General features: G+C 72.5%; 22 protein-coding genes. 12 read left to right on the forward strand and 10 right to left on the reverse strand.

Annotation, left to right across the window (positions count from 1 at the left end; genetic code table 11):
• Positions 1 to 333: 333 nt before the first annotated feature.
• Positions 334 to 1,680: an MFS transporter gene (locus tag A4E84_RS20880; RefSeq protein WP_062928045.1), complete on the forward strand. Its 1,347-nt coding sequence runs from the start codon at positions 334 to 336 to the stop codon at positions 1,678 to 1,680.
• Between the two features lie 74 nt (positions 1,681 to 1,754).
• Here the strand turns inward: A4E84_RS20880 and A4E84_RS20885 are convergent, their stop codons facing one another.
• Positions 1,755 to 2,645 (reverse strand): RpnC/YadD family protein, encoded by an 891-nt coding sequence (locus tag A4E84_RS20885; RefSeq protein ID WP_062928046.1) that lies wholly within the window; start codon positions 2,643 to 2,645, stop codon positions 1,755 to 1,757.
• A 131-nt stretch (positions 2,646 to 2,776) separates the two neighbouring features.
• Between A4E84_RS20885 and A4E84_RS20890 the strand changes: the two genes are divergently transcribed.
• The gene (locus A4E84_RS20890) at positions 2,777 to 3,196 is read left to right on the forward strand and encodes a hypothetical protein (RefSeq protein ID WP_174569446.1); all 420 of its coding nucleotides are present in this window, start codon (positions 2,777 to 2,779) and stop codon (positions 3,194 to 3,196) included.
• A 220-nt stretch (positions 3,197 to 3,416) separates the two neighbouring features.
• On the opposite strand, the gene A4E84_RS20895 is transcribed toward A4E84_RS20890, so the two are convergent.
• From A4E84_RS20895 to A4E84_RS20910, 4 genes are all read right to left on the reverse strand, one after another.
• Entirely contained in the window at positions 3,417 to 3,857 is a 441-nt protein-coding gene (locus A4E84_RS20895) for a DUF6086 family protein (protein ID WP_062928048.1), read from the reverse strand.
• A 24-nt stretch (positions 3,858 to 3,881) separates the two neighbouring features.
• Positions 3,882 to 4,247, reverse strand: coding sequence for a PH domain-containing protein (locus A4E84_RS20900; protein ID WP_030846758.1), 366 nt, complete (start codon positions 4,245 to 4,247; stop codon positions 3,882 to 3,884).
• Positions 4,248 to 4,373: 126 nt separating this feature from the next.
• Positions 4,374 to 6,092 carry a methionine--tRNA ligase gene (gene metG, locus A4E84_RS20905; RefSeq protein WP_062928049.1) on the reverse strand — a complete coding sequence of 573 codons (1,719 nt, stop codon included), beginning with the start codon at positions 6,090 to 6,092 and terminating at the stop codon, positions 4,374 to 4,376.
• A 146-nt stretch (positions 6,093 to 6,238) separates the two neighbouring features.
• Positions 6,239 to 7,972, reverse strand: a complete 1,734-nt coding sequence (locus tag A4E84_RS20910) for a VWA domain-containing protein (protein ID WP_470661537.1) — start codon at positions 7,970 to 7,972, stop codon at positions 6,239 to 6,241.
• 701 nt (positions 7,973 to 8,673) lie between these two features.
• Here A4E84_RS20910 and A4E84_RS20915 point away from each other — a divergent pair.
• A complete protein-coding gene (locus A4E84_RS20915) occupies positions 8,674 to 10,770 on the forward strand; it encodes a PhoX family protein (protein WP_062928051.1) in 2,097 nt (698 codons plus the stop codon).
• Between the two features lie 235 nt (positions 10,771 to 11,005).
• On the opposite strand, the gene A4E84_RS20920 is transcribed toward A4E84_RS20915, so the two are convergent.
• Entirely contained in the window at positions 11,006 to 12,007 is a 1,002-nt protein-coding gene (locus tag A4E84_RS20920) for an endonuclease/exonuclease/phosphatase family protein (protein ID WP_062928052.1), read from the reverse strand.
• A gap of 62 nt (positions 12,008 to 12,069) precedes the next feature.
• Positions 12,070 to 12,879, reverse strand: a complete 810-nt coding sequence (locus tag A4E84_RS20925) for an alpha/beta fold hydrolase (RefSeq protein WP_062928053.1) — start codon at positions 12,877 to 12,879, stop codon at positions 12,070 to 12,072.
• Positions 12,880 to 12,958: 79 nt separating this feature from the next.
• Between A4E84_RS20925 and A4E84_RS20930 the strand changes: the two genes are divergently transcribed.
• Positions 12,959 to 14,305, forward strand: a complete 1,347-nt coding sequence (locus A4E84_RS20930; RefSeq protein ID WP_062928054.1) for an aminotransferase-like domain-containing protein — start codon at positions 12,959 to 12,961, stop codon at positions 14,303 to 14,305.
• Here the strand turns inward: A4E84_RS20930 and A4E84_RS20935 are convergent.
• Both A4E84_RS20935 and A4E84_RS20940 read right to left on the reverse strand, forming a co-directional pair.
• Complete coding sequence (locus tag A4E84_RS20935) at positions 14,202 to 15,170, reverse strand: hypothetical protein (RefSeq protein WP_062928055.1); 969 nt, start codon at positions 15,168 to 15,170, stop codon at positions 14,202 to 14,204. The genes A4E84_RS20930 and A4E84_RS20935 overlap by 104 nt on opposite strands.
• Before the next feature lie 149 nt (positions 15,171 to 15,319).
• Complete coding sequence (locus tag A4E84_RS20940; protein WP_062928056.1) at positions 15,320 to 15,760, reverse strand: hypothetical protein; 441 nt, start codon at positions 15,758 to 15,760, stop codon at positions 15,320 to 15,322.
• Between the two features lie 121 nt (positions 15,761 to 15,881).
• Here A4E84_RS20940 and A4E84_RS20945 point away from each other — a divergent pair, with 121 nt between their 5' ends.
• The 5 genes from A4E84_RS20945 (at position 15,882) to A4E84_RS20965 (ending at position 22,631) form a co-directional block, all read left to right on the forward strand.
• The gene (locus A4E84_RS20945; RefSeq protein WP_062928057.1) at positions 15,882 to 17,102 is read left to right on the forward strand and encodes a PP2C family protein-serine/threonine phosphatase; all 1,221 of its coding nucleotides are present in this window, start codon (positions 15,882 to 15,884) and stop codon (positions 17,100 to 17,102) included.
• 65 nt (positions 17,103 to 17,167) lie between these two features.
• Complete coding sequence (locus A4E84_RS20950; RefSeq protein WP_062928058.1) at positions 17,168 to 18,229, forward strand: hypothetical protein; 1,062 nt, start codon at positions 17,168 to 17,170, stop codon at positions 18,227 to 18,229.
• 124 nt (positions 18,230 to 18,353) lie between these two features.
• A complete protein-coding gene (locus A4E84_RS20955; protein WP_063827507.1) occupies positions 18,354 to 18,689 on the forward strand; it encodes an effector-associated constant component EACC1 in 336 nt (111 codons plus the stop codon).
• 4 nt (positions 18,690 to 18,693) lie between these two features.
• Entirely contained in the window at positions 18,694 to 21,228 is a 2,535-nt protein-coding gene (locus A4E84_RS20960; RefSeq protein WP_062928060.1) for a substrate-binding domain-containing protein, read from the forward strand.
• Positions 21,228 to 22,631, forward strand: a complete 1,404-nt coding sequence (locus A4E84_RS20965) for an extracellular solute-binding protein (RefSeq protein WP_062928061.1) — start codon at positions 21,228 to 21,230, stop codon at positions 22,629 to 22,631. The genes A4E84_RS20960 and A4E84_RS20965 overlap by 1 nt, the downstream gene beginning before the upstream one ends.
• A 97-nt stretch (positions 22,632 to 22,728) precedes the next feature.
• Here A4E84_RS20965 and A4E84_RS43240 read toward each other — a convergent pair whose 3' ends face one another.
• Positions 22,729 to 22,875 (reverse strand): hypothetical protein, encoded by a 147-nt coding sequence (locus A4E84_RS43240; RefSeq protein ID WP_162494363.1) that lies wholly within the window; start codon positions 22,873 to 22,875, stop codon positions 22,729 to 22,731.
• A 134-nt stretch (positions 22,876 to 23,009) separates the two neighbouring features.
• On the opposite strand from A4E84_RS43240, the gene A4E84_RS20970 reads away from it, so the two are divergent.
• The 3 genes from A4E84_RS20970 to A4E84_RS44635 all read left to right on the forward strand — a co-directional run bounded on the left by A4E84_RS20970 (position 23,010) and on the right by A4E84_RS44635 (position 26,315).
• On the forward strand, positions 23,010 to 24,353 hold the full coding sequence (locus tag A4E84_RS20970; protein WP_062928062.1) for a helix-turn-helix domain-containing protein: 1,344 nt from the start codon (positions 23,010 to 23,012) through the stop codon (positions 24,351 to 24,353).
• Positions 24,354 to 24,423: 70 nt separating this feature from the next.
• The gene (locus A4E84_RS20975) at positions 24,424 to 25,431 is read left to right on the forward strand and encodes a permease (protein ID WP_062931536.1); all 1,008 of its coding nucleotides are present in this window, start codon (positions 24,424 to 24,426) and stop codon (positions 25,429 to 25,431) included.
• Entirely contained in the window at positions 25,428 to 26,315 is an 888-nt protein-coding gene (locus A4E84_RS44635; RefSeq protein WP_062928063.1) for a TIGR03943 family putative permease subunit, read from the forward strand. The genes A4E84_RS20975 and A4E84_RS44635 overlap by 4 nt, the downstream gene beginning before the upstream one ends.
• The last annotated feature ends 20 nt before the right edge of the window (positions 26,316 to 26,335 follow it).

Genomic DNA, 26,335 nt, shown 5'->3' on the forward strand with positions numbered 1-26,335 from the left:
ACGTTCGCGGCGGGCGCGTTCGCCGGCGAGGAGACGCCGGCCGCCGGAGCGAAGACGGCCGGGACGCTGGACCGACGCGGGCTGCGAGGGCGGGCGTCGTCGCGATGCTCGCCATGGGCGCCGGTCCCGAGGCGACGCAGGACAGGCACGGGCGGGGGCTGACGCGGACATGTGAGGCGGACGTGTGCGGGAAGAACCCGACCGTCCGCCTCATGTTCACATGCATGGACTTCTGCTCAACCCGTTGACCCGGAACTTGTGCCTCCATAAGGTCCCTTCGAGAACGCGTACGTGATTGCTGTTCACGTATGTGCACATCAAAGGGAGACAACGATGTCAGAAGCCGCGATACCGGAGGCCGAGCAGCGTGCGGTAAGCAAGTTCCTGCGCCGCATGCTGCCGATCCTGGTCCTGATGCTGCTGGTCAACCAGATGGACCGGACGAACGTGGGCTTCGTCCAGGACGAACTGCGGGCCGACGTCGGAGTCAGCGCCACGGCCTACGGGCTCGGCGCGGGCCTGTTCTTCATCGGCTACGCGCTGTTCGAAGTCCCGAGCAACATGTGGCTGGAGCGGTTCGGCGCCCGGGTCTGGCTGACCCGCATCATGATCACCTGGGGTGCGGTGATCGTGGCGATGTGCTTCATCCACAACGTGTGGATGTTCTACGGGCTGCGGTTCCTGCTCGGTGTCGCGGAGGCCGGTTTCTTCCCCGGCGTGCTGCTGTACTTCACCCAGTGGCTGCCGGACTCCAGCCGCGGCCGGGCAAGCGCGATCTTCCTGGGCGGCTCGGCGACGGCGTACATCGTGACGGGCCCGATCACGGGCGCGCTGCTGGAGCTGCACGGCGCGGGTGGCATCGCCGGCTGGCGCTGGATGTTCGCCCTGGAGGGCGCCTTCTCCATCCTGGTCGGTTTCATCGCCGGGTTCTTCCTGGTCTCCCGCATCCAGGACGCGAAGTGGCTCACGCCGGAGGAGAAGGACGCGCTGAGCGAGGCGGTGGCGCGGGACAAGCAGGCGCGGGACCGGGCGCCGTCGGTGTCCCGTATGAAGCTGATCCTCCACCCCCAGGTGGCGGTCCTGACCGCGGTCTTCTTCGCGATGGCGCTCACCGGCTACGCGATCACGTTCTGGCTGCCGAGCCTGGTGGAGGAGATCGGCGGGCTGTCGCCGTTCCAGATCGGCCTGCTGTCGGCGATCCCCTGGATCTGTGCGGTGATCGCGATGTACACGATGAGCCACTTCACGGACCGGGCCCCGGACCGCCGCCCCTACCTGGCGATCGCCCTGGTCCTGTCCGCCACCGGCACGTTCCTGGCCACGCTCGGCTCCCCCTGGTTCGGCCTGGCCGCCCTGACCCTGGCCGCGGTCGGCGGCAAGTGCGCGGCCACCCTGTTCTGGCCGATGGCCCAGTCGGGCCTCGACCTGAAGATCGCGGCACCTGGTCTGGCGCTGGTCAACTCCCTGGGAAATCTGGGCGGGTTCGTCTCCCCCACGCTCTTCGGCTACCTGGAGGACACGACGGGGAGCACGAACGGGGGCCTGTACACGCTGTCGGCGGCGTCGGTTCTGGCGGTGCTGGGCGTGGCGTTCGTACGGCACACCAACAAGGGGGAGCGGACTGGGCCCGGCGGTGCGGTGACGGTGGCGGGGGAGCCGGTCGCGGGGGAGGCGCGCTGACCTGAGCCGGCCCGACCCAGGCCTTGGGCCCGCTCCTTGGATGGGGCGGGCCCCGGGCCTTCGGATGGTGCCGGTCACTCCTCGACGAACAGGTCCTCGGCGGTGGTGGCCGTCAGGGAGCGGTCGAACCAGAGGGTGAGGGTGTCGAGGTCGGTGCAGGAGGTGATGCGGTCGCGGATGTCTTGGGACAGGCCGATCCCCCGCTTCTCCAGCACGCTCAGGATGGACTCGACCTTGCCCTCGACGATGCCTTCGGCTTTACCCTCCAGGTACGTCTCCTCGAAGAGGGTTCCCCTGCCCGGGAAGTATGTGGCGACCATCTTCTCCAGCTCTCTCCATGTCTCCCGGACCGGAGTGTTCTCCAGTCCGACTTCGAGCCACTCGCACCAGTACTTCGCTGTGGCCTTGTCGAACGACCGCATCCCGTGGGCCAGCAATTCCAGTATGGCGGCGGCGTTCGCGCTTTCGCTATGGACGATGGCCGAGAAGGTGGCCAGCGCCGGGTGCCGGGCTACGACGGACTCGTCGGTGATTTCCGGAACATTGTCGGGGCCCAGCACGAAGGGACGGGTCATCTGCGTCGTCCAGGTCCGGACGCGGCACTCGAAGGGCCCCGCCGCCCAGGACGCGGTTCGCCGGTTCTTGCAGACAGCGACGAGCAGCACGGGCATGCCGTACTTGGCGTGCAGATGCGCCACGTAATAGGCCCAACTGACCTCCTTGCCCGGGGCCCGATCGGTCTGGGCCTCGACGGCGATGAGGAAGCCGTCGCCTTCGGACGGCTCGACCCTGAGCACCGTGTCCACCCGGCGCTCCAGCGGCTTGACCTCGGTGGCGTCGGGCGTCAGGGCCTCGATGGTTGCCTTCACCGGCGGTGGCAGGCCCAGCGCCTGGAAGACGGGAGTGAGAACCTCCGGATGGTCCTGGAAGATCCGGTGCGAGGTCTCATGGGTTGATGTGACCATGTGCGCAAGCTAGATCCACCGGAGGCGGGCGCATCGGGTGAACGAGGTGCGTTCACTCTTTCGGGAGCGGCAAAAACGTTCTCCTTGTGTGTTCGACGGCCAGTGGAGAAGGTGACCGAGAACGGGGGCGTGTGGACGAGCGTGAGGATGAGCTTCTGGCCGATGAGCTTGCTGCTCTGGCTTCCGTTGCCGGGGGTTGGGGTGGCTTGACTCGCTTCGTGGCCAAGCTCATGAGGAAGAACGTGCACGAGATCGACCTGGATGTCGCCTTGCCGTTCGAAGACACCGTCGAGCGCGTTGCCCATGTGCTCGGGCGAGCAGGGCGAAGGGTCCACCTTCTGTCCGAACCCCGTACTGAGCAACGGATGATCCGTGTCGTAGCCGGTGGTGGTGTCGGCGGTATGAACCCTGTCGTGGTCACCGCACTGGTGACGAAGGGCGGGGCCTCCGACTCGCAGGTCAGGCTTCGTGCTGCCGCCAAAGAGGGTTTGATCAGGCAGCGGGCGGGTGAGCAGACCGCTATCCGTCTTGCGGCGTTGCTGGACTCTTAGAAGCCACCTCGTCGCCTCAGCCGTTCGCCGGGTCATGACGTGCCTGGTCGGATGATGGTGTGGACGAACCAATCCAGTGGTCCGGCCGGCGGATTCTGCACAGTGGTGCTGTTGAGCAGGGGGTGTCCATGGGACACGGTCCGGCATCCCTCCACGAGGGCCCCGGAGCCCCTCTTCGAGGTGCCGGGGTCACGGTGGTGCACTGGTGGGGCTGAGCCGGTCAGCGGGGCATTCGCCGGCCCAGCTCCCGTGCCTTCTCGCGCAGTCCTGCGGCCCAGGCCCCACCGTCCGCCGGGGCGGACATCCCTGTAAGGGCTGAGACCTGCACGTCTTCGAGTGGGCCGTCCGGGACGGCGCCGAGTTGTGCCCAGTGCACCTCGATGCCGGCGCGCTCCGCGAGGACCAGCATGGTGGCGGTGAAGCCGTCGGAGAGGGCCAGAACGATGGCATGGCTCGTTCTTCGGTGGGCCGCCAGCAGGGCGTTGACGAAGGTTTCGAAGGTGCCCAGGTCGATCTGGCACTCGTCGTTCTCCATCGGGCCAATACCCGATGAGAGTTCCAGCTCCTCCTCGAAGACCGACACCTGCCGTCGGAACAGGCGGGAAGCCGCGTTGGAGGGGTTCCACAGGGTCTCGCCGCCCAGGTCGAAGCACTCACTCACCGCGGCCCCCTTCCGTCGTCATGGTCAGCGCGCCACGAACTGGGTCAGGATCGCCTGGACCTCGTAGATGTCGACACCCTTGGTGAAGGTCTTCTCGATGGGGGTCGGGGTGCCGGAGATCCAGATCTTCAGTTCGGCGTCGAGGTCGAAGGTGCCGGCCGTCTCCACCGCGAAGTGGGTGATGCTGCGGTACGGGACCGAGTGGTACTCGACCTTCTTGCCGGTGATGCCCTGCTTGTCGATCAGGATCAGGCGGCGGTCGGTGAAGAGGATCGTGTCGCGGATCAGCAGGAACGCGGCGTGGACCTGCTCACCGTGGCCGAGGAGACGGGCGTAGTCCTGCTGGGCCGACTGCGGGTTCACCGTGTGTGCGTTGCCGAAGAGTGCCATGTGTTCCCCCTGGACGAGTCGGAGCGGCCTTCGTGGCCGTCCTGAGGGGATCCTCGCAAAACGCGGGGCCCGGGAGAAGGTTCTCGTTCTCCCGGGCCCCGTGCTGTAGCGAGCGCGTTACGCCCGTTACGCGGCCGGTTCGCCGCCGAAGCGCTCCTTGTACGACTCCAGGTCCTCGTCCGTGAGCTTGGCGAACAGGACCGGGGGGATCGTGAAGGGCGTGCCGGCCGGGACGGCGGTGAGGGACCGGGCCTCGTCCGCGGTGACCCAGAGCGCGGTGTCGTCCTTCAGGGAGAACGCCTCGCGCATCTTCTTCGCCGACGTCGGGATGAACGGCTCGGAGACCACGGCGTAGAGGTGGATCAGGTTCATCGCCGTCCGCAGGGTGAGCGCGGCGCCCTCGGGGTTGGTCTTGATCTCCAGCCAGGGGGCCTTCTCCTCCAGGTAGGAGTTGCCCGCCGACCACAGGGCGCGCAGCGCGGCCGCCGCCTTGCGGAACTGGATGGCCTCCATCTGGGACTCGTACTCCGCGAGCAGACGGGCGATCTCCTCGCCCAGCTTCGCCTCCGCCTCGCCGGGCTCGGCGCCGGCCGGGACCTCTTCGCCGAAGCGCTTCCTGGAGAACGACAGGACGCGGTTGACGAAGTTGCCGAGGGTGTCGGCCAGGTCCTTGTTCACCGTGGCGGTGAAGTGCTCCCAGGTGAAGGACGAGTCGTCCGACTCCGGGGCGTTCGCCATCATGAAGTAGCGCCAGTAGTCGGCCGGCAGGATGTCGAGGGCGTCGTGCGTGAAGACGCCCCGGCGCTGGGACGTGGAGAACTTGCCGCCGTAGTAGTTCAGCCAGTTGAAGGCCTTGATGACGTCGACCTTCTTCCACGGGGCGCGGGTGCCCAGCAGGGTCGCCGGGAACATCACGCTGTGGAAGGGGACGTTGTCCTTGCCCATGAACTGCGTGTAGTGGACGTTCGCGTCCGACTTCCACCACCAGGAGCGCCAGTCGCGGTTGGCCGGGTCCTGGTCCGCCCACTCCTTCGTCGCGCCGATGTACTCGATCGGGGCGTCGAACCAGACGTAGAAGACCTTGCCCTCGGCGGCGAGGTCCGGCCAGGTGTCGGCGGGAACGGGCACACCCCAGTCCAGGTCGCGGGTGATCGCCCGGTCGTGCAGGCCCTCCGTGAGCCACTTGCGGGCGATGGAGGAGGCGAGCACGGGCCAGTTGTCGGCGCGCTCGTCGACCCACGCCTCCACCTCGCCGGCCAGCGCCGACTGGAGGAGGAACAGGTGCTTGGTCTCGCGGATTTCCAGGTCGCTGCTGCCGCTGATCGCGGAGCGGGCGTCGATCAGGTCCGTCGGGTCCAGGACGCGCGTGCAGTTCTCGCACTGGTCGCCGCGGGCCTTGTCGTAGCCGCAGTGCGGACAGGTGCCGATGATGTAGCGGTCGGGCAGGAAGCGGCCGTCGGCGTTCGAGTACACCTGGCGGATCGCGCGCTCCTCGATGAAGCCGTTCGCCTTCAGCTCGCGGGCGATCTCCTGCGTGATCTCGTGGTTCTGCGGGGAGGAGCTGCGGCCGAAGTAGTCGAAGGCCAGGCTGAAGCCGTCGTAGATCGCCTTCTGCTGGTGGTGCGCCTCCGTGCAGAACGCGTCCACGGGTACGCCCTGCTCCTTGGCGGCGAGTTCCGCGGGGGTGCCGTGCTCGTCCGTCGCGCAGATGTAGAGGACCTCGTGGCCCCGCTGGCGGAGGTACCGGGAGTAGACATCGGCCGGGAGCATGGACCCCACCATGTTGCCCAGGTGCTTGATCCCGTTGATGTACGGAAGGGCGCTGGTGATGAGGTGTCGAGCCATCGCGGGCTGCTCCCAAGTCGCTACACGGGGTGACGATCTCGTGGTCTCGGTCGTCTACGAACCTTGAAATCGTAGCCGACACGGGCACGCCGCCCGCCTCCCCTTTTACGGGGTGGGAAGCGGGCGGCGTGGTGAGCAGTGGGTGGCTACGGGCGCCAGTTCGCCAGTACGCCCTCGTAGAGCTCCTTGTCCGTGAGCTCGCGGGGGGTTTCGCCGGCGAGGAAGTGGGACGTGTTCGGGGTCTTGAGCTTGCGGAGGTAGTCGAAGGCCTTGTTCTCCGGATCTCCGAAGGCGACGAAGGAGAAGAAGACGGCCGGGTGGGTCTTGGCGGCGTCGGTGAGGGCCTGGGTGGCGGGAGTCTTCGCGTCCGGGGCGCCGTCGGTCTGGAAGACCACCAGGGCGGGAGTGCCGGCGGCTTCCGTCCTGTCGTGCTGGGCGAGGACCGCTTCCACCGCCGCGTGGTAGCTGGTGCGGCCCATGCGGCCGAGGCTCGCGTGCAGGTCGTCGATCTTGTTCTCGTGGTCGGTGAGGGTGATCTCGCCGGTGCCGTCGAGTTCGGTGGAGAAGAACACGACCGGGACGGTTGCCTCGGGGTCGAGGTGGGCCGCGAGGGCGAGGGTCTGCTCGGCGAGGGCCTGGGCGGAGCCGTCCTTGTAGTACGGACGCATGGAGGCGGAGCGGTCGAGGACGAGGTAGACCTTGGCGCGGGTGCCGGTGAGGTTGTTTCGGTCGAGGGTGGTTGTGGCGGCCTTGTAGGCGGTGGTGAGGCCGGGGGCGAGGGTCTTTACGCGGGTGAGGGGGAGGGCGGGGTCGTCGGCCTCGGCCTCGGCTTCGCCTTCGGCCGTCTTGTTGTTCCCACCCGCACCACCCGTGCTGCTTTCGTCGCCGGGTGCGGGTGGCCCCTGAGGGGCCGGGGCGCCGTCGGCGGCCGCGGGCTCGGGTGCGGCTTCGGCCTCGGCCTTCGGCTTGGCCTTGGTCTTCCGTGTGGTCTTGGGCTCGGCCTTGGGCTCGGCCTTGGCCTCCTGAGCGGCCTCGGCCTTCGGCTCGGCTGCCTGTGTGGCCTTGGCCTTGGCCTTCGGCTCGGCCTCGGTCACGGTCTCGGTTTCGGCCTTGGTCTGGGTCCCGGTCCCGGTCCCGGCTTCAGCCTTCGGCTTCGCCTCGGCGGGCGCCTCTTCGGCGGGTGCCGCGGCGGCCTCGGCCTCAGGGGCCGTCTCGGGCTGTGTCTCCGCCTTGGCCCCGGCCTTCGGCGTGGTCTTTCGCTTCGCCTCGGGCTCGGCCTGCGGCTTTGCGTCGGCCTTGGGCTCGGCTGCGGCCGTCGTCTCGGGCGCGAGCGGGGCCTGGGCCTCGGGCTTCGGTTCGGGCGTCGCCTCGGCTGCCGGCTTCGAGTCCGTCGCCGTCGCCGGGGCAGGGGCCTCTGCCGCTGCCGGTTCCGCTGCCTCCGGCTCGGGCTCGGCCTCCGGCTTCGTGTCCGCTTCCGCAGGTGCGTCGGCCTTGGCCGCAGCCTTCGCGTCCGCTTCCGTCTTGTCCGCGTCAGGCTGTGCGCCGGCCTCGGCTGCTGCCTTCGTGTCCGTCGTCGCCGCGGGCTTCGGCTGAGCCTCGTCCGCCGGGTTGTCCTCGGGCTTCTCCGAGGTCGTCGACTCCGGCTCCTCCGTCGTCGTAGCGGCCGGGGAGGACGTCTCCGCCTCCACCGTCTCCTCCACCGGCGTCGGCTCCTCCACCGGCGTCGGCTCCGTCGAAGCCGCTTCGGCCTTGGCTTCGGCTTTGGCCTTGGCTTCGGTCCCGGCCTCCGCCTCCGCCTCCGTCGTCTCCTCCGTAGCGCCCGACTCCGTCTCGGCCGGATCCTGCGAGGCTCCGGGCTTCTCGACAGCCGTCGGCCTCACGGCACCCGCCGTCTCCTCCGTGGCGCCCGGCCCCGCCTTCTCGGCCGGCTCCTGCGCGGACCCCCGTCCCTCAGCACTCGCCTGTTCCCCCTCCGCCGATCGCGTCGGCCTCGGGACCGCCACGTTGTCGAAGGCCGCCGACACCAGATCGTGTTCGTCGGAGTCGGAGGACGACGTGCGGGGCTCGGGGACGCCGGCCTTCGGCGTGGGGTTCGGTTCCGGGGAGGGGGACGGGACCTTCGGGTCCGAGGAGGGGGTCGCTGCCGGGGTCCGGTCGGCAGGTGCGAGCGTTGCGTCGGCGGTCTGCGCCTCGGTCCCGCTGGTCTCACCGGCGGTCGTCGTCCGCGCCGCACCCTCCGCCTCGGCGGTCCGTGACTTGCGGGACCGACCGAACGCGTTCCGCAACCGAGTGAGAATGCCCATGTGCGCGCAACCCTTCGCGTGAGTTGAAGCCGTCAATCCCTGGCCAGGACGGACACGTAAGGTTAGCGGCCCTCCTGTGTGATCTTGGGCAGGGTCTGTTGTGCCAGGTCCACCCTGTCAAGGAGACATCCGGCCGGGGCAGGTGTCGCCGGGCTGAATCGCCGCAACCCCCGTACAGCGGCCGGGGGTTCACCCGTTGTTCACCAGGGCGCCCGGCTCTCGCGCATATGTGCCCCTACCGTCACGCTGACACCAAGGGCATCCAAGGAGAGAGCAAAGTGCGCAAGCTGCTGCCGTTGATCGGAACGCCGTCCGGTTCGCACCCCGGCGGCCGGTCCGCCATGACCTGTCGTTTCCGGTGTGGTGACGCCTGCTTCCACGAGGTGCCCAACACCAGCTCCAACGAGTACGTCGGCGATGTGATCGCCGGTGCGATCGGCCGCCGGTCGATGATGCGGGCCGCGGCCGTGGTGACCGTGGCCGCCGCGGGAGCGGGTGCCGCCAGTATCGCGCAGGCTCCGCGGGCCGCCGCCGCCCCGGCCGCCGGCGCCCCGTCCGCCGCTGCCGCCTCCGAGGCCGCCCGGCGTAAACACAAGGGTGCGCGCGGGCTGCGCTTCGCGCCCGTCGAGCCGAACACCGCCGACGCGGTGACCGTGCCGGAGGGGTACCGGCAGAACGTCGTGATCCGCTGGGGCGAGCCCATCCTGCGCGGTGCGCCCGCCTTCGACCCGGAGAAGCAGACCGCGAAGGCGCAGGCCGGGCAGTTCGGGTACAACTGCGACTTCCTCGCCCTGCTGCCGTTGCCCGGGGAGCGCAACCGGCAGCTGCTCGTCGCCAACCACGAGTACACCGACGAGATCCTGATGTTCCGTGGTTACGACGCCGCCAACCCGACCCGCGAGCAGGCCGAGATCGCCTGGGCGGCGCACGGGCTGTCCGCCGTCGTGGTGGAAGGGGACCGCAAGAGCGGCAAGCTCACCGCCGTCTCCCGGCACGAGCTGAACCGGCGCGTCACCGCCACCACCGAGTTCCGGCTCACCGGGCCCGTCGCCGGGTCCGACCTCGTGAAGACCTCCGCCGACCCGACCGGCACCAAGGTGCTCGGCACCCTCAACAACTGCTCCGGCGGTGTCACCCCCTGGGGCACGACCCTGCACGGCGAGGAGAACTTCAACCAGTACTTCGCCAACAGCAGCCGGGCGACCGACAAGCGGTACGGGATCGGGACCGGGGCGACCGAGCGCAAGTGGGAGCGCTTCGACAAGCGGTTCGACGTCGCCCGGGAGCCGAACGAGGTACACCGGTTCGGGTACGTCGTGGAGTTCGATCCGTACGACCCCACCTCCACGCCCCGCAAGCACACCGCTCTCGGGCGGTTCAAGCACGAGGCCGCGACCGTGCGGCTCACGCACGACGGCCGTCCGGTCGTGTACTCCGGTGACGACGAGCGTTTCGACTACTTCTACAAGTTCGTCGGCAGCAAGCGGATGAAGCATGGCAGCAGCAGGTCCGTGCGCGAGCACAACCTCTCCCTCCTCGACGAGGGCACGCTGTACGTCGCCAAGCTCACCGGTGACTCCCCCGCCATCGAGATCGACGGCACGGGCAAGCTGCCGAAGGACGGCGAGTTCGACGGGAGCGGCGAGTGGATTCCGCTGGCCACCGCCACGGCGAAGGGCGCCGTCTCGCACGTGGACGGGATGAGCGCCGAGGAGGTGTTCGTCTTCACGCGGCTCGCCGGCGACAAGGTGGGCGCGACCAAGATGGACCGGCCCGAGGACATCGAGCCGAACCCGGTGACCGGCAAGGTGTACGTCGCCCTCACCAACAACAGCAACCGGGGCGTCGGCTCCAACGCCAAGGCGGACGAGGCCAACCCGCGCAACGCCAACAAGCACGGGCACGTGCTGGAGCTCACCGAGCGGTGGAACCGGCCCGAGAGCACCCGGTTCGCCTGGTCGCTGTTCCTGGTCGCCGGTGACCCGGACGACCCGGCGACCTACTTCGCCGGGTTCCCCAAGGACGCCGTCAGCCAGATCTCCTGCCCGGACAACGTGGCCTTCGACCCCTACGGCAACCTGTGGATCTCCACCGACGGCGCCCAGCTCGGCTCGCACGACGGCCTGTTCGGTGTGGCGACCCGGGGTGAGCGGCGCGGTGAGCTCAAGCAGTTCCTGACCGTGCCGAAGGGCGCCGAGACCTGCGGCCCGATCATCCAGGACCGGCGTGTCCTGGTCGCCGTGCAGCACCCGGGCGAGATCGACGGCGCGTCCGTGGAGAAGCCCGCCAGCACCTGGCCCGACGGGCCCGGGACCTACGTCCGTCCGGCCGTCGTGGCCGTGTGGCGTGCCGACGGGTGCGACATCGGCGTCTGAGCCGTCCGGCGAAAGCGACCCGGCGCGGCAGCCGTCCGGCGGCAGTGGTTCGTCTGCAGCCGTCCGACGGCAAGCGGTTCAGGGGAGGGCCGGGCTAGGGGGTCTGAGAGGGCCCCCGGGCACCGGCCGTTCCCGCTCCTGCCGCTCCCGGTACGCCGGTGCCTGCCGCGCCACCTCCCCGTACGCCTCCTCCAGTGCGGGGCGGCCGTATCCGTGCCCGCGCACCGAGCCCTGGTCAGCGGCTCTCGTGGAGCGTGAGGTCCGTGACGACCGCCCGGTGGTCGGTGTCGGCCAGGTCCAGGATGCGGGTGCGGCTCGCGCCGAAGTCCTCCGACACCAGGACGTGGTCGATCTGCACGCCGAGCGTGGGTGCCGTCTGGGCCGGCCAGGTGGCCGTGCGGTCGGCTCCGTCCAGCCGGGAGGCGTCGCGCAGGCCCGTGTCGAGGATGCGGCGGAAGGCCGCGTGGTCCTGGGAGGCGTTGAAGTCTCCGGCCAGGACGAGGGGGATGTCCGGGTCGGCGGTGGCCGCCTCGCGCAGGGCGGCGAGTTCCCGCTGCCAGAGGTCCACCTGCCCGGGCAGCGGCGGCATCGGGTGGGCGAGTTGAAGCCGTACGGCGTGCCCGTCCACGTCGGCGACCGCCCCGGGCATGCCCATCGTGCCGGATACGCCCTCGGTGGGCCGGAGCGGGAAGCGGCTGAGGATGACGGAGCCCTCGGAGCCGCCGCCCTCCACGGCCCGGCGGTGCGGGTAGTCCGCCGAGAGGTCCCGCTTCAGCAGCGCGTCACACTCGTAGTCGCATTCCTCCACGAAGACCACGTCCGGTTTCTCGCGGCGGACGGCGGTGACGAGGGAGGCGGTGCCCTGGCCGAACTCGACATTGGAGGTCAGCACGCGCAGGTCGGCGACCGGGCGGCCCACGGGGTCGCCGACCTTGCCGTACGGCTCGATGAACCAGGCCAGCAGGCCGAGCAGGACCACGCCCCAGACCGTCCCGGACCACCAGCGGGACAGCAGCGTGAGCAGCAGCGCCACGGCGGTGGGGACGAGCAGCCAGGGGAGGAAGGCGAGGAACTGCGGGACCGGGGTGATGCCGTCGCTGTCGGCGGTCCGGAAGCCGACGACCACGCTCACTCCGGCGAACAGCAGGCCGGCACACCAGGCGCCGAGCCGCCGTCCGGGCGGACGGTGCTCCCGCCCGTCGTCCCTGGCGGTCCACTCGGCAGCGGCGGTGTCCAAAGGCCCGGCCTTCCGTTCGCGGTGCGGGATGCCCGAATCCTCCCTCAGGGGCGAATCCTCCCTCAGAGACGGGGCAGGGCGGAGGAAGGTTGCCGGGCGTCGACCCGGGCCAGGAATTCCTCCAGCGCGGCGTCGAACACCTCCGGTCGTTCCAGGCTGGGCATGTGGGCCGCGCCCTCGATGATGTGCAGCTCCGCGTCCGGGAGGGCCGCGTGCAGGGCCAGGGCGTCGGAGACGGGCGTGAAGGTGTCGTCGGCTCCCACGACGACCAGGGCCGGGACGGAGACGCGCGGCAGGAGGGCGTTGTAGTCGGGGCGCCGGGCGCGGGCACGCAGGGCCGCGGCGGCGCCCTCGGGGGCGGTGGCGGTCATCATGCCGTGGACGTGTGCCTTGACCTCGGCGGACGCGTACGGGGCGACCATCCGCTCCAGGACCTCGTCGGCGTAGCCGCGCATGCCCTCGGCGAGGAGCCGGTCCGCCATGGCGTCGCGGGTGCGCACACCCTCGGGGGTCTCCGCGGACGGGAAGGTGTCCGCGAGGACCAGGCCGCGGACGCGCTCCGGGAACAGGCGGTAGCAGTCCATGACGATCTGCCCGCCCATCGACAGGCCCGCGAGGACGAACGACTCCACGTTCAGCTCGTCCAGCAGGGCCTCGACGTCCCGGGCGAACTCCGAGAAGTCAGTGACGGCCGGGGTGGTGGGGGAGGCGCCGTAGCCGCGCAGGTCGGGGGCGATGACGCGGCGGGTACCCGGGAAGCCCGCGAGCTGCGGGGCCCACATCGTGCGGTCGAAGGGATGGCCGTGGACGAGGACCAGGGGGACCCGATGCGCATCGGGCCCTTTGTCCTCGTATGCGAGGAAGGGTGCCATGACGTCGACCCTAGGCCGCCCAACTACTCGGTGCAATAAGATCTTTGCTCTCGGTGCAATCCAAGGGGGAGACCGGCTGATGAGTGACTACCGGCGCATCGCCGACCGCATCGCCGACGACATCGCCACCGGCCGGCTGCGGCCCGGCCAACGGCTGCCGCCGCAGCGGGCGTTCGCACGCCGGCGGGGCATCGCCCCGTCCACGGCCGGGCGGGTCTACGGCGAACTCGTGCGGCGCGGGCTGGTCGTCGGGGAGGTCGGGCGCGGCACCTTCGTACGGGCCGCACCGGACGGCCCGGCGGGGCAGGCGCTCACCGAGCCCGGCCCGGTCCCCGCGCCCGTGAACCTGGAGCTCAACTACCCCGTCGCGCCCGGCCAGCCGGAGCTGCTCGCCCCCGTCCTCGCGCCGCTGCTGCGCCCCGACGTGCTGGCCGAGGCGCTGTTACCGGCCGCCGTCACCGGCACCGGGGCCGCCCGTGAGGCCGCGGCAACGCTGCTCACCACCCCGGGCTGGCGCCCCGCCCCGGAGCGGCTGCTGTTCACGGGCAACGCCCGGCAGGCCATCGCCGCAGTGCTGGCCTCGCTGGTCCGGCCGGGCGGCCGGGTCGGGGTGGAGCAGCTGACGTATCCGCTGGTCAAGGAGATCGCCGCGCGGCTCGGCATCATCCTGGTGCCGCTGGCCGGGGACGCGGCCGGGCTGCTGCCGGAGGCCGTGGCGGCCGCGCACCGCTCGGCGCCGCTGTCCGCCCTCTACGTGCAGCCGACGCTGCACAACCCGACGTCCCGGACGACGAGCGGGCCGCGGCTGCTGCAACTCGCCCAGTTGGTCCACGACCTGAACCTGCCCGTGGTGGAGGACCGCATCTGGTCCTTCCTCCGGGAGCCCGGTGATCCGCTCGCCGTGCACGCCCCGGCCCTCACCCACGTCGTCGACGGGCTCTCCAAGCGGGTCGCGCCGGGGCTCACCGCCGGGTTCCTCGTCGTGCCGCCGCACCGGGTCGCCGCGGTGGGTGACGCCGTGCGGTCGGGCGGGTGGAGCGCGGGGCGGTTCGCGCTGGAGGCGGCCGTGCGGTGGACCGGGGAGGGGACGGTGGCGCGGCTGGTGGCGGCCAAGCGGGCGGACGCGGTACTGCGGCAGCGGATCCTCGCCGAGGAACTCGCGGGCTTCACCGTGCGGTCCGACCCGGGTGCCTACTTCGCCTGGTGGGAGCTGCCCGCCCCGTGGCGCGCGGACACCTTCACGGCCGCCGCCGCCGCGCACGGCATCGCCGTCACGCCCGGCCCCGCCTTCGCCGTCGCCCCCGGGCACACGCCCGACGCCGTCAGGCTCGGGCTCGCGTCGGCTCCGGAACCGGATCTGCGACGGGCACTGCGGACCCTCGCGCATGTCGCCGCGCGGCGATCCGGGGACCGTACCGGCCCGTGACCCAGGCACCGGCCGCCACCGCCAGACCCAGCACGCACAGCAGCCAGGACACCGTGCGCAAGGTGGCCGTCAGCGCGTCGTAGACAGCGCCCGCGGCCGGGCGGTGGAGGGCGTCGGGCAGGTCGGCGAGGGTGAGGCGGCGGCCGATCGCCACGGCGAGGACCAGCAGCGCGCCGCCCAGGGCCGTGCCCAGGGCGAGGGCGGTGACCGCGCGGCGGCGGCACGCGGCGACGGCGATCCCGGCGACCGCGAGGACGGCGGTGGCCGGCGGCAGCCAGAGGGCGGCGGTGTCCAGCACGTGGTACCCCTTGCGCAGTCGGTCCACGTCCTCGGCCGGGAGCACCGGGATCCGCGTGTGCGTGACCGGGATGCGGTGGGCGAACGGCACGTGGTCGTCGGAGAGTTGCTGTTTGACCCGGGCGATGACGGGTGCGGCGTCGACGGTGACCGGGGCTCCGCGCGCGCGGTCGTCGCGCAGGGCGCGCAGCACCGCGTCGTGCACGGCCTCGTTCGCCGCGTCCCAGGCGGTGCGATAGGCCTCGGTGCGGGTGAAGGAGCGCGCCGCGTTGTGCACGAACGGGCCGATCTCCCCGCGCAGCGGACCGGAGCCGGCCGCGGGCGCGGCCTCCCGCAGGACGCCGTCCCCGACGGCCTCCGCGACCGAGCGCCGCACGTCCGGGTCGGCGGCGAGCGGTGCCATCGTCCGGACCCAGCGGCCGGTGTCGGTGAGTCCGTGGGCCGCCCAGGACGCCAGCGCCCCGAACGGCACGAGCAGGCACGCCAGGGTGAGCAGAACGGCCGACAGGACGTTCCGCGATCGTGGGGGCGCCGGCTCGGTCACGGGCGCCCGGTCGCGCTCGGACACCCTTCCAGGCAAGGCGCCCTGGGCCCGGCCCGCGAGCGCTGCGACGCCGTCCGGTCGCACAGCGGTCGCGCCGCAGCGCACTCCACCTGCGAGAAGCGGCCGTCACGGCCCCTTCGGCGGACTCACCCGAACGGGTGTCCTGATCCCCGTCAGCCGATCTGCCGGCCCGCGGCGTCCTCGTGCGTGTAGTAGCGGTAGAACACCATCGCGAGGACGGCCGCCCCCACCAGCAGCCCGAGGCCGCTGGAGCTGAACACGGAGGCGCCGGTCTGGCTGTAGAGGAAGCCGACCGCGCAGCCCGAGAAGGCGAACCAGCACAGCGCGTGCAGCTCGCGGGGCAGCCGCGGTGCCAGCGCGCACACGGCGGCGAACACCACGGCGAACACGAGCGCCGTGACGAAGCCGAACAGCAGGTTCCAGCCGGTGATGGGCCCGCCGTGCCGCTGGTTGGCCGCGGCCCAGAAGCCGTAGACCAGTCCGAGCACCACGGGCAGGCCGACCTTGACGGCGGCGTGGACGCGCGGGCCGAACACATCGGGCCTACGGCGTTGCGTGATCATCCTGCGTGAGGCGGGTGCCGCATGAGCCATGACAGCTCTCCTCTCTGTCCCTGCCCCCGGAACCAGGGCACACCGGCGGGCAGCCGGTGGCAAGTCGGCGGAGCGGCCGGGACCGGATGCGGCCGGTGCGGCCCCGTGCTTCGCTGGGGCCGTGAGCCGCCACCGCACGGGGCACGGCCCGCTCGTCCGGCACGCCCGGGCCGGGGGCCGGGACGTCGTGCGGCGGCAGGAACTGCTGCGGGTGCGGGGCCGCAGCGTGGCCTGGGTGCCGCCGCTGCTGCTGCTCGTCGCCATCGCGGTGGCCGACTACCACACCATCGGCGAGTTCCGCATGATCTCCTGGATCGTGCTGGTGCCGGGCATCGCGGCCGCGCTCTGCGGGGTGTGGGGCACGACCCTGTTCGCGGTCGTCTCCCTGGTGACGTACGTCATCGCCGACAGCGCCTGGCCGCACGAGTACCGGGCCGGCCGCGGCGACTTCGTCCTCGTCGCCCTGGGCGGCATCCTCGCCGTCCTCGCCTGCGCGATCCGGGTGCGCGACGAGCGCCGCGCGCTGCACATGGGGGACGTCACCGACACCATCCGCCGTACCGTGCTGCGCCCGCTGCCGCCGGGCTGGGGCGGCCTCGACCACGCCGGTGTCTACCTCACCGCCGACGCCCACGCCCGCGTCGGCGGCGACTTCTACGACATCCAGCCCGGCCCGCACGGCACCCGTGTCCTCGTCGGCGACGTGCAGGGCAAGGGCCTGGGGGCGGTGGAGGCGGCGGCCGCGCTGCTCGGCACGTTCCGCGAGGCCGCCTACCACGAGGCGGACCTGGCGACCGTCGCCGAGCGGCTGGAGACGCGGATGATCCGGCACCGCGGGCACACCGTCGCCCTGGGCCGCTCGGACGGAGACAGGTTCGCCACGGCCGTCCTGCTCGCCTTTCCCAACGACGAGCAGCAGGCGGTCGACGTCCTGCTGTTCGGGCACGAGCCGCCGCTCGCCGTCGGGCCCGGCGGGGTGCGCACCCTGTCGGCCGGGGCCGGACTGCCGCTCGGCTGCCGGGAGCTGGCGCCCGGGCCGCCCGGGGCCCGGCGGTGGCGGGTCTCCGGCGACGAGACGGTGCTGCTGGTGACGGACGGTGTGACCGAGGCCCGGGACGGCGCCGGGTCCTTCTACCTCCTCGCCGACGAGGTGTCCCGGGCCGTCGCCGAGGACCCGGGCATCGCCGAACCGGCCCGCCTCGCCGCGTTCGTACGGGACGGCACACTGCGGCACGGCGGCGGGCACCTCGCCGACGACACGACCGTGTTCGCCGTCCGCAGAGGTCCGGCCCACCGCAGACCGGGGGGCGAAGCCCCCGAAGGCGGACGTTTGCGGTCCTGAGACCCCCCTTTGCAGCCGCAGCGGTTACGGTGCTGGCGTACGTGATCGACACAGGGGGTGGGGCGATGCCCGGAACCGTGCTGCTGCTGGCGGCCTCGCCGGTGGGCAAGGGACGCCTGGTGGACGCCGCCTCCGTGCTCCCCGTCCTCGCCGCCGTGGCGCCCGCTGTGCTGTCCGGCACCGACACCGCGAACGTCGTCGAACTCGCCGACCCGCTGGAGCCGCAGGCCGTCCTCACCCGGCTGCGTGCCGCCGCCGCGGCCCCCGGCCCCCTCACCGTGTACGTCACCGGCCAGCTCCAACTGGACCGCCGGCAGCGCCTGCCCCACCTCGCGCTGGCCCGCACCACCGCCTCCACGGCCCGCTACACCGCCTTCCCCTGGCACTGGTTCCGGGAGGAGCTGCGGCTCAGGCCCGCCGGCGCCACGACCCTCCTGCTCGACCTGCACGCCGACACCGAGACCTGGGAGCTGCTGCGGAGCACCCCGCTGGACTCGGGGCGCGGCAACGCCGTGCACGGCCGTATCGCGCCACCGCCGTCCAGACGCACGGTCGCGCAGCCGGCGTACATGAAGGCCGTCGCGACGATCCTGCGCAGCGGGTTCCGGCCGCCGGCCGAGCAGTTGCACCAGCAGGCGCTGACCCGGATCGCGGCGGACAGCGCGGGCAGAGACCTGGTGCTGAGCACGCCGGGCCCGGCGGGCGGGGATCCGCACGCCGTCATCACCGCCGCAGTCCAGTCCGGCCGGCACGCCGAAGCCGACGCGCTCGCCGCCCGGCACGAGCAGATCGCCGTCACCGCGCACGGGCCCGCGTCCGAAGAGGCCCTGCACTGGGCCGAGGTGCGGGCCGACCTGGCGATGTTCGCCGGGGACGCCGCCCGCAGCTGCCGCACCTGGCTGATGATCGCCACCGCCCGCCTGAACGCCGGGCAGGCCCCGGACGCCCCCGCCGTCGAGGCCGCCGTGGACCGGGCGCACCACCAGTGGGGCCAGGTCCGCGACACCGCCCCCGCCCGCGAACTGGGTGCCGCGCTCGCCGCGTTGCGCGGACGGGTGCCCGGGCGGCGCGAAGGCGCGCTGGACCATGTGCAGCGTCAGCTGAGGCAGTTGCAGACCCAGGCCTGAGCCGCGTGCGCCGTGTGCGCGTGGCGTGAAGGGGGCGTGCAACCGCTTTCGCAGGTCACGTCACAGGTCTGCCGCCGAGCCCTGACCCGGTGTCATGATGTCGGGTATGACAGAGGGGGACCAAGTGGCTGTCTTAGGCGTGCGCGTCCGGCTGGGCGGCAACGCGACCGCGGATGACGTCAGAGCTCTGAAGACGTGGCTGGAGCGCGAAGAGCCGCTGGAGGCGCTGCTGACCGGGCGTCAGCTGCGCATCGACGAACAGTCCGGCACGGACGGGACCCCGGGGCGGCTCGGGCCCGATCTGGAACTCGTGCTGACGATCCTCGGCGATGTGGTCACGGTCGCGGCCCTGACCGAGTACACCGCCCGCGCGGTGAAGACCTGGAGGAACAACCGGAGCAGGCTGCAGGGCGGCGATCCCGAGCCGCAGATCCGCTCGCTGGGCCCCGACGGGGAGTAGGCCGGTGAGCCGCTTCGACCCGCGCGGCAAGGTGAACCGGGCGCTGCTGGCCGGTGTGTCCGAGTACGACCACACGGCATCGGACCACCCCCAGGGCGTGAGCGGTCAGCTTCCGGCCGTGCGGCACAACCGGACACGACTGGAGGACGCGCTGCGCCGGGGCGGGGTGTTCGGCGCGGGCGAGGTGCGGGCTCTGGCCTCACCGGCCCCGGACGACTTCACGCGCGAGTTGCGCCGCGTCTGCCACGAGGCCAGAGGGCTGCTGCTGTTCTACTTCGCCGGGCACGCCGTCACCTCCACCTCCGGCAGCGAACTGCACCTCCAGATGCGCACCGCGCGGGTGCTCACGGGCAACGGACTGCCCGGCTCGGTGCGCTTCAGCGAGGTGCTCGGCGAGCTCGCGGAGAGCAACGCCGAGCAGGTGGTGGTGATCCTCGACTGCTGCTACGCCGGCAACGCGGCGGGGATCTGGCACCGCTTCGACGATCCGAAGCGCAAGAAGCACAAGATCCTGCTGCTGATGAGCGTGCAGCCCAACCGCTGCATCCTGGGCGGGGACGCCGACAAGGCGACACCGTTCACCCGCGAAGTCGCGCACGTCCTCGACGAGGGCGGCGAGGTGTGGCTCTCGGAGCTGTACACCAGAGTGAAGGAGCGGATGGCGGCGGCCAACTACCGGGCGGAGGATGACGACTCGCAGCGGCCGCAGGCGCTCGCTCCCCCCTGGAAGCAGGACGCGGACGTACTGCTCGCGGCGGGGCCGGGGATCGTGGTGGAGCGGCCCGAGCCGGTGCCCGGCGGCTGGTTCCCGTGGCTCCGGCCCCTGCTCGCCCGCGCCCGGAAGACCTTCGCCCGGTCCGGCCGTACCGCGCTGTCGGCTCTGCTCGCCGTGCTCGCCACCGGCGCCGGCGGTTACGGCATCCTGGCCCTGACCGGCGACTCCGGCCCCTGCGCACCGGCCCTGGAACTGCGCGTCCTCGCCGACCCCGACCTGGAGCCGGCGGTGCGGGCGGCCGCGGACGACTACGTCACCTCGGACGCCAACACCACCGGCGAGGGCTGCCGGCGCAGCGGCGTCACGGTCAACAGCGCGGGCTCCGCGGCCGTGGTGAACGCCCTGGGCGAGCGGACCGACGCCTGGCAGCAGCCCCGGGAGGACGACAACCCGCAGCGGGACATCGGCCCGCAGCCGGACGTGTGGATCCCCGCCACCGGCGCCGACGTCGACCGGGTCACCGCGGCCGCGGCCAAGCAGGACCGGATCTTCGCCCGGCTGGAACCGGAGGCCGAGCCGATCGCGTACTCGCCGGTCGTGCTGGCCGTACCGGAGGTACTGCGCGCCGGCCTCGAACCCACCGGGCAGTCGCTGTCCCAGCTGCTCACCGCACTCGAACGGGCCGACAGCAGAGCCGAAGTGCACCGTCCGGACCCGGAGTTCACCGACGCGGCGCTGCTGGCCACGACGGGCCTGTACGGCGACGAGGCCGACGCGCGCCGTGCCGAGCAGGGCCTGGCCCGGACCGAGCGGCCCGAGCCCTCGGCCGTGCGGCTGCTGTGCGCGCTGCCCGGCAGCGGCGACGCCGTGGACGACCGCGGCGCGGCGCTGGTCCCCGAGTTCCTGCTGAAGAGCGGCATCGGCTGCCACCCGGTCACCCGCGCCCGGCGCATCGCCGCCTACCCCGACGACGTGCCCGGTCTGGAACCGGCGTTCGTGCGGGTGCGCTGGGAGGACGGCGACCGGGACGCCGCCGCGCGGGACGACGCGGTGGACCGCTTCCACACCTGGCTGACGGGGGACGACGGCCGGAAGGTGCTCGGCGAGCACGGCTTCAGGTCCCCGACCGGTGAGCGCGGCCTGCTCGACGCGGCAGAGGTGCCCGAAGGCCTCACCGGGTCCGTCCGCCCGGCCAGGGCCGCCGACCCCACGACGATGGACCGGACGCTGAAGGATTACGGCGACGCGCACGGACCCGGCCGGGTGCTGTACCTCCTCGACAGCTCCGGCTCCATGGCCGGCCGGTGGGACGGCCCCAGCGGCGGCCCGGGCATCCTCAAGCAGACCCTGCCCGGACTCGGCGGGGAGGACGAGTACGGGGTGTGGGCGGTGCACGGCACCGGTGACCGTACGCACACCGAGCTGCTGGAATTCGGCACGCACGGGCGACGCGAGGCCGAAGACGCCCTGGACGTCGCCGAGGTGCGGGACGCGGAGGCCGATCCGCACGGCGCCCTGCTGGACGCCCTGGCGTTCATGCGGGAGCGGGGCAGCGGTGACGACCGGCCGCAGCTGATCGTGTACCTCACCGACGGCGAGGACGACGGCCGCCTGACCCGGAAGGCCCTCAAGGAGGTCGTCGACCGGGCCGGTAGCGCGGGCGTCCCGGTGACCATGGTGTCCCTGAGCAGCTCGGGCTGCGACCGGGGCCGCCCCGCGACGCCCATCGCCGAGGCCGGCCGGGGCCGCTGCCTCGACGCGGGTGACGACCTCGTGCCCGCCCTGCACGACGAGGTCGCCCGCATCGGATCGGGGGAGGAATGATGGCCCGCCGCCTGACGGCCGCCGCACTGTCGCTGCTGTCCCTGCTCGCGCTCGCCTCCTGCACGGGCAAGGACGCGCCGGAGCAGCCGCAGGGCGCCGCCGACCCGCCCCGGATCGTGGTGGCCAGCGGCCAGGACGTCACCGGCAAGAACGGCATCCGCCAGCAGCTCATCGACGCCTGGAACGCCAGGGAGGGCGAACACGGCTATCGCGCCCGCCTGGTGGAGCTCCCCGGCTCCGCCGACCAGCAGCGCAGCCAGCTGCTCGGCGCGCTCCAGTCGGGCGGCGCCGAGTACGACGTGGTGAACCTGGACGTGACCTGGATCCCGGAGTTCGCCGCCGCCGGCCTGATCCGCCCGCTGACCGGCGCGGCGGTGAAGTCGCCCGACGACATCATCGAGGCCGTCGACCGGACGTCGTTCTGGGACGGCGAGCGGTACGCGGTCCCCTTCAACAGCGATGTGGGCCTGCTGTACTACCGCAAGGACCACCTGCGGGACGCCGGAGCCTCCCAGACCCAACTGGGCCGCAAAGTGACCTGGGCCGACCTGCGGGAACTGATCGACGCCGTCAACCTCGGCTCCACGAAGCCCAAGAACTACACGGCGGGGTGGACCACGCAGCTCGCCGCCTACGAGGGCCGTACGGTCAACGCGATCGAGGCGTTCGCCTCGGCCGTCCCGGACTTCGCGCTCACCGACGGGGACGGCCGGTACACCGCCGACGAGGCGCAGTTGACGGCCGGGGTGACCGAACTGCGGGCGCGCACACAGTCACCGACGTACATGCTCGACGAGGCCTCCGGCTCCCGTGAGGCGGAGTCGCTCAGCGCCTTCGCGGAGGGCCGCACGACGTTCCTGCGGCACTGGCCGTACGTCTACCCGGCCCTGTACGAGACGTTCAAGGGGGAGCTCGGTGTGACCCGGCTGCCCGGCAAGGCCGTGCTCGGCGGGCAGAACCTGGCCGTCACCTCGAACACGTCCGAGCAGCGGGCCGCCAAGGCCGCCGAGCTGATCGCGTTCCTGACCGACCCGGACAGCGAACGCTGCCTGCTGCGCGCCGGGTTCGCCGCGACCCGCACCTCCGCCTACCGCGATTCCGGCGGCACCCCGGAGTGCCGGCACGCCTCCGCGTACTCCCAAGGCCCCTCGGCGTCCCCCACCGGCGAGAGCGCCGAGGTCAAGGCCCCCGACCAGCTCGCCGACGGCGTCAGCTACTCCCGCGACATCCTGCTGCCCGCCCTGAGCGAGGCGGTGCAGCGCCCCCGCACACCGCTCTACGGCGCCGTCACTCAGACCCTCATCACCGAACTGGACGCCCTGTACGGCTCCGGCCCGCCGCCGGGGGACGCACAGGTGGCGCAGAACCTCGACGAGGCGTTGAGCAAGGTGCTGCCCGGCTGACCCGACTGACCTGACTGACCCGGCTGACCCGGCTGAACCGGTCGAGCCGGTCGAGACGTCCCGTCGGACGCCGTGTCCGGCCGACGCCGGCGTGCGCTCAGCGCGAGTCCGCGACCGCCTGGGGGGCCGGCTCCGGGGTCTCGGCCCTCGCCGGGCCCGCGTTCGCCGCGAGCAGCAGGGTCGCCACCGCGACGAGGGCGGCGGTGAAGCCTCGGGCGTACCGCTCGGCGGTGCGTGTGCGCATCAGCACGGCGACCTCGCAACTGGGGCGGCGACTACGGTGGCAGCGTGTTAAGCGAGTCCGACAATCCGGCTTAACACTCCGTTTAACCTAGGGGCAGTTCAGGTCGAACGGCAAGAGGCACAGGGGGAGTTGGCGTGGGGGAGCGTGACGATCCGGGGACCATCGGGCGCCGGGTGCAGCGGTTGCGTGTGGAACGCGGGCTGACTCAGCGCCAGTTGGCGGAACCCGTGTACACACCGGCCTACATCTCCACCCTGGAGTCGGGCCGGGTACGCCCCTCCGACGACGCCCTGCGGCATCTCGCGGACCGGCTCGGCGTCGCGTTCGACGAGCTCGCCAGCGGTCACTCCGCGCGGCTCGTGACCGAGCTGCGGCTGCGGTTGACCGAGGCCCAGCGGACCCTCGCCGTCGGTGAGACCGAGGCGGCGGCCGGGCAGTACGCCGGGCTGCTCGCCGAGGCGGAGAGGCACGGTCTGGCCGCGGAGCGGTCCGCCGCCCTGCTCGGCCTCGGCGAGTGCGCCCTGGAGACGGGCGAGCTCGTGGCGGGCCGGCAGTACTTCGAGCGGGCCGAGGAAGCTCTGGCCGGCGCGCCGCTGCCCGCCCGTGTCCCGGCCCTGCGCGGCCGGGCCGTCGCGCACTACCTCGCCGGTGAACTCCGCTACGCCGTCTACCTGCTGGAGACCGCCCTCGACGAACTGAACCGCGGCGGCCTGCACGACCCCGACGCCCTGCTGCTGCTCTACGCCAGCGCCATCGGCCCCTACATGGACATGGGCGCGCACGCCCGGGCCGCCCAGGCCGCCGAGTTCGCCTTGGCCCTCGCCCCGCAGTCCGGCGACCCCGCCCTGGTCGCGCGCATGCACCGGTCCGTCGCCCGCACCCTGGTCGCCGAGGGCCGTCTCGCCGAGGCCGACGCCTCCCTGGCCAAGGCCGCCGAGCTGTACCGGGGCCTGCAGATCCGCACCGAACTCGCCAACTGCCACTGGATGCGCGGCTACGTCTACGCCCAGGACGGGCAGTTGGAGCGGGCGGAGGCCGAGCTGCGGGAGGCCCTCGGCATGCTGTCGGCCAAGCGCGCCGCCCTCTACAGCAGTCAGGTCGCCGTCGAACTGGCCGACGTGCTGCACCGGCGCGGCAGGTCCGACGAGGCGGCGGCCCTGCTGCACGACGTCCTCGGGCACCTGTCCCCCGAGCGCGGCGCCGTCCACTCCGCCGCGGCGCACCGGCTGCTCGGCATCATCGCCGAGGACGCCCGTCGCACGGAGGAGGCCGAGGAGCACTACGTCCGCGCCCTGAGCCTGCTGGAGCGGGCCGGTGCCGCCGGTGACCTGGCCGACCTGTGCCGGCTGCTGGGCGACCTGCTGCGGCGGGCCGGGCGGGTGGAGGCGGCCCTGGACGCCTACCGGACGGGCCTCGGGCACCGCACGGCCCCCGGCACCACCACCCTCGGGCCCGCGCCCGCACAGCCCCCTCTCTGAGAAAGCGGGGCCCTCGCACAGCCATGCGGGTTAGCCTCCCACCCGGGATGTGAACGACCGGGGCGGGCGCGTGGAGAACCAACGGACGGTGGCCGACGGCATACGGCTGGGCCTGCGGGCCCTGGTGTACGCCGTCCTCGGCGGTGCCGCGCTGGTCGCCATCGCGACGGTGGCGTCGGTACTCGGGCCCCTGCTGGCGCTCGACCTCTCCACCCCGCCGGTCGCGGCGTGGTGGACGGTGTTCACCGCGATCACCGTCCAGGGCGTGCCGTTCCTGCTGCTGGGCACGCTCGTGTCGGCGGCGATCGGGGCGTTCGTGCCCGAGCGGGTCTTCCAGCGGGTCCTGCCCCGCCGCACGGCGCTCGCGGTGCCGGTCGCCGGGGCCGCCGGGGTGGTGCTGCCCGGCTGCGAGTGCGCGTCCGTGCCGGTGGCGGGAAGCCTGATGCGGCGGGGTGTCGCACCGGCGGCAGCGCTCGCCTTCCTGCTGTCGGCGCCCGCGATCAACCCCGTCGTCCTGGTGGCGACCTCGATCGCCTTCCCGGGGCAGCCGGAGATGGTCCTCGGCCGGCTGCTCGCCTCACTCGGCACGGCCGTGGTGATGGGCTGGCTGTGGGCCCGGTTCGGGCGGGAGGAGTGGCTGCGGCTGCCGAAGCGGAGCGGCGGGCCGCCGCAGGGCGGCGGCCCGCGCGCCTTCGTCTCAGGACTCCAGCACGACTTCCTGCACGCGGGCGGCTTCCTCGTGGTCGGGGCGGCGGCCGCGGCGACCTTCGACATCGTCGTGCCGCGGTCGCTGCTGGAGGTGTTCACCGGCTCCGCCTGGCTGTCGGTGCTGTTGCTCGCGCTGCTGGCGGTCGTGCTGTGCGTGTGCAGCGAGGCCGACGCGTTCGTGGCGGCGTCGCTGAGCGGCTTCTCCCCGACCGCGCGGCTGGCGTTCATGGTGGTCGGGCCGATGGTCGACCTGAAGCTGATCGCGCTGCAGACGGGCATGTTCGGCAGGGCCTTCGCGGTGCGGTTCTCGGCGGCGACCTGGGTGGTCGCCGTGACGAGCAGCGTCCTGGTGGGGTGGTGGTTGCTGTGAGGCGCTACGGTCCGGCCGTGCTGCTCGCGCTCGTGGGCGCGGCGATCCTGCGGGTGTCGCTCTTCAGCGAGCTGTACCTGCGCTACGTCCAGGCGGGGCTGCGGCCGTACCTGGTGGTGTCCGGGGCGGCGCTGGTGCTGCTGGCCGTTGCGGTGGCGGTGGTGACGAACAGGGCGGACGAGGAGCACGGGCAGGGGGACGGCGACGCAGGGCACGGGGACGACGACGGCCCTGCGGGGCACGGGGGCGGTGACGGCTTCGCGGGGCACGGGGGCGGTGACGGCTTCGCGGGGCACGGGGGCGGCGACGGCTTCGCGGGGCACGGGGGCGGTGACGGCTTCGCGGGGCACGGGGGCGGTGACGGCTTCGCGGGGCACGGGCACGGCCCCGGCGGGCCCCGGGTCGCCTGGTTCCTCACCCTCCCCGCTCTCGCCCTCCTCCTGTTCCCGCCGCCCGCCCTCGGCTCCTACAGCGCGGAGCGCGAGGCGGCGCAGCGTGCCGCCCGGGGCGTCGGCACCTTCCCGGCCCTGCCGTCCGGGAGCCCGGTCGACCTCACCCTCGGGGAGTTCGGCTCCCGGGCGGTCTACGACAGCGGCCGCTCCCTCCAGGGCCGTACGGTCCGGCTCACCGGCTTCGTCACCCGTGGCGGCGACGGCGCCTGGTACGTCACCCGCCTCCTCGTCTCCTGCTGCGCCGCTGACGCCACGGCCGCCAAGGCCGAGGTGCGCGGCGCGCAGGCCCCGCCGGTCGACACGTGGGTGACGGTCACCGGTAGGTGGCATCCCGAGGGCGGGCTCGGTTCGGACGCCACCTGGCCGCCGGTCATCGACGCCCGCTCCGTCCGGCAGGTGCCGCAGCCGGACAGCCCGTACGAGAAACGCTGAGGCCCCACCCCCCGGTGAGC

The sequence above is a fragment of the Streptomyces qaidamensis genome, assembly GCF_001611795.1.
Classification (GTDB): domain Bacteria; phylum Actinomycetota; class Actinomycetes; order Streptomycetales; family Streptomycetaceae; genus Streptomyces; species Streptomyces qaidamensis.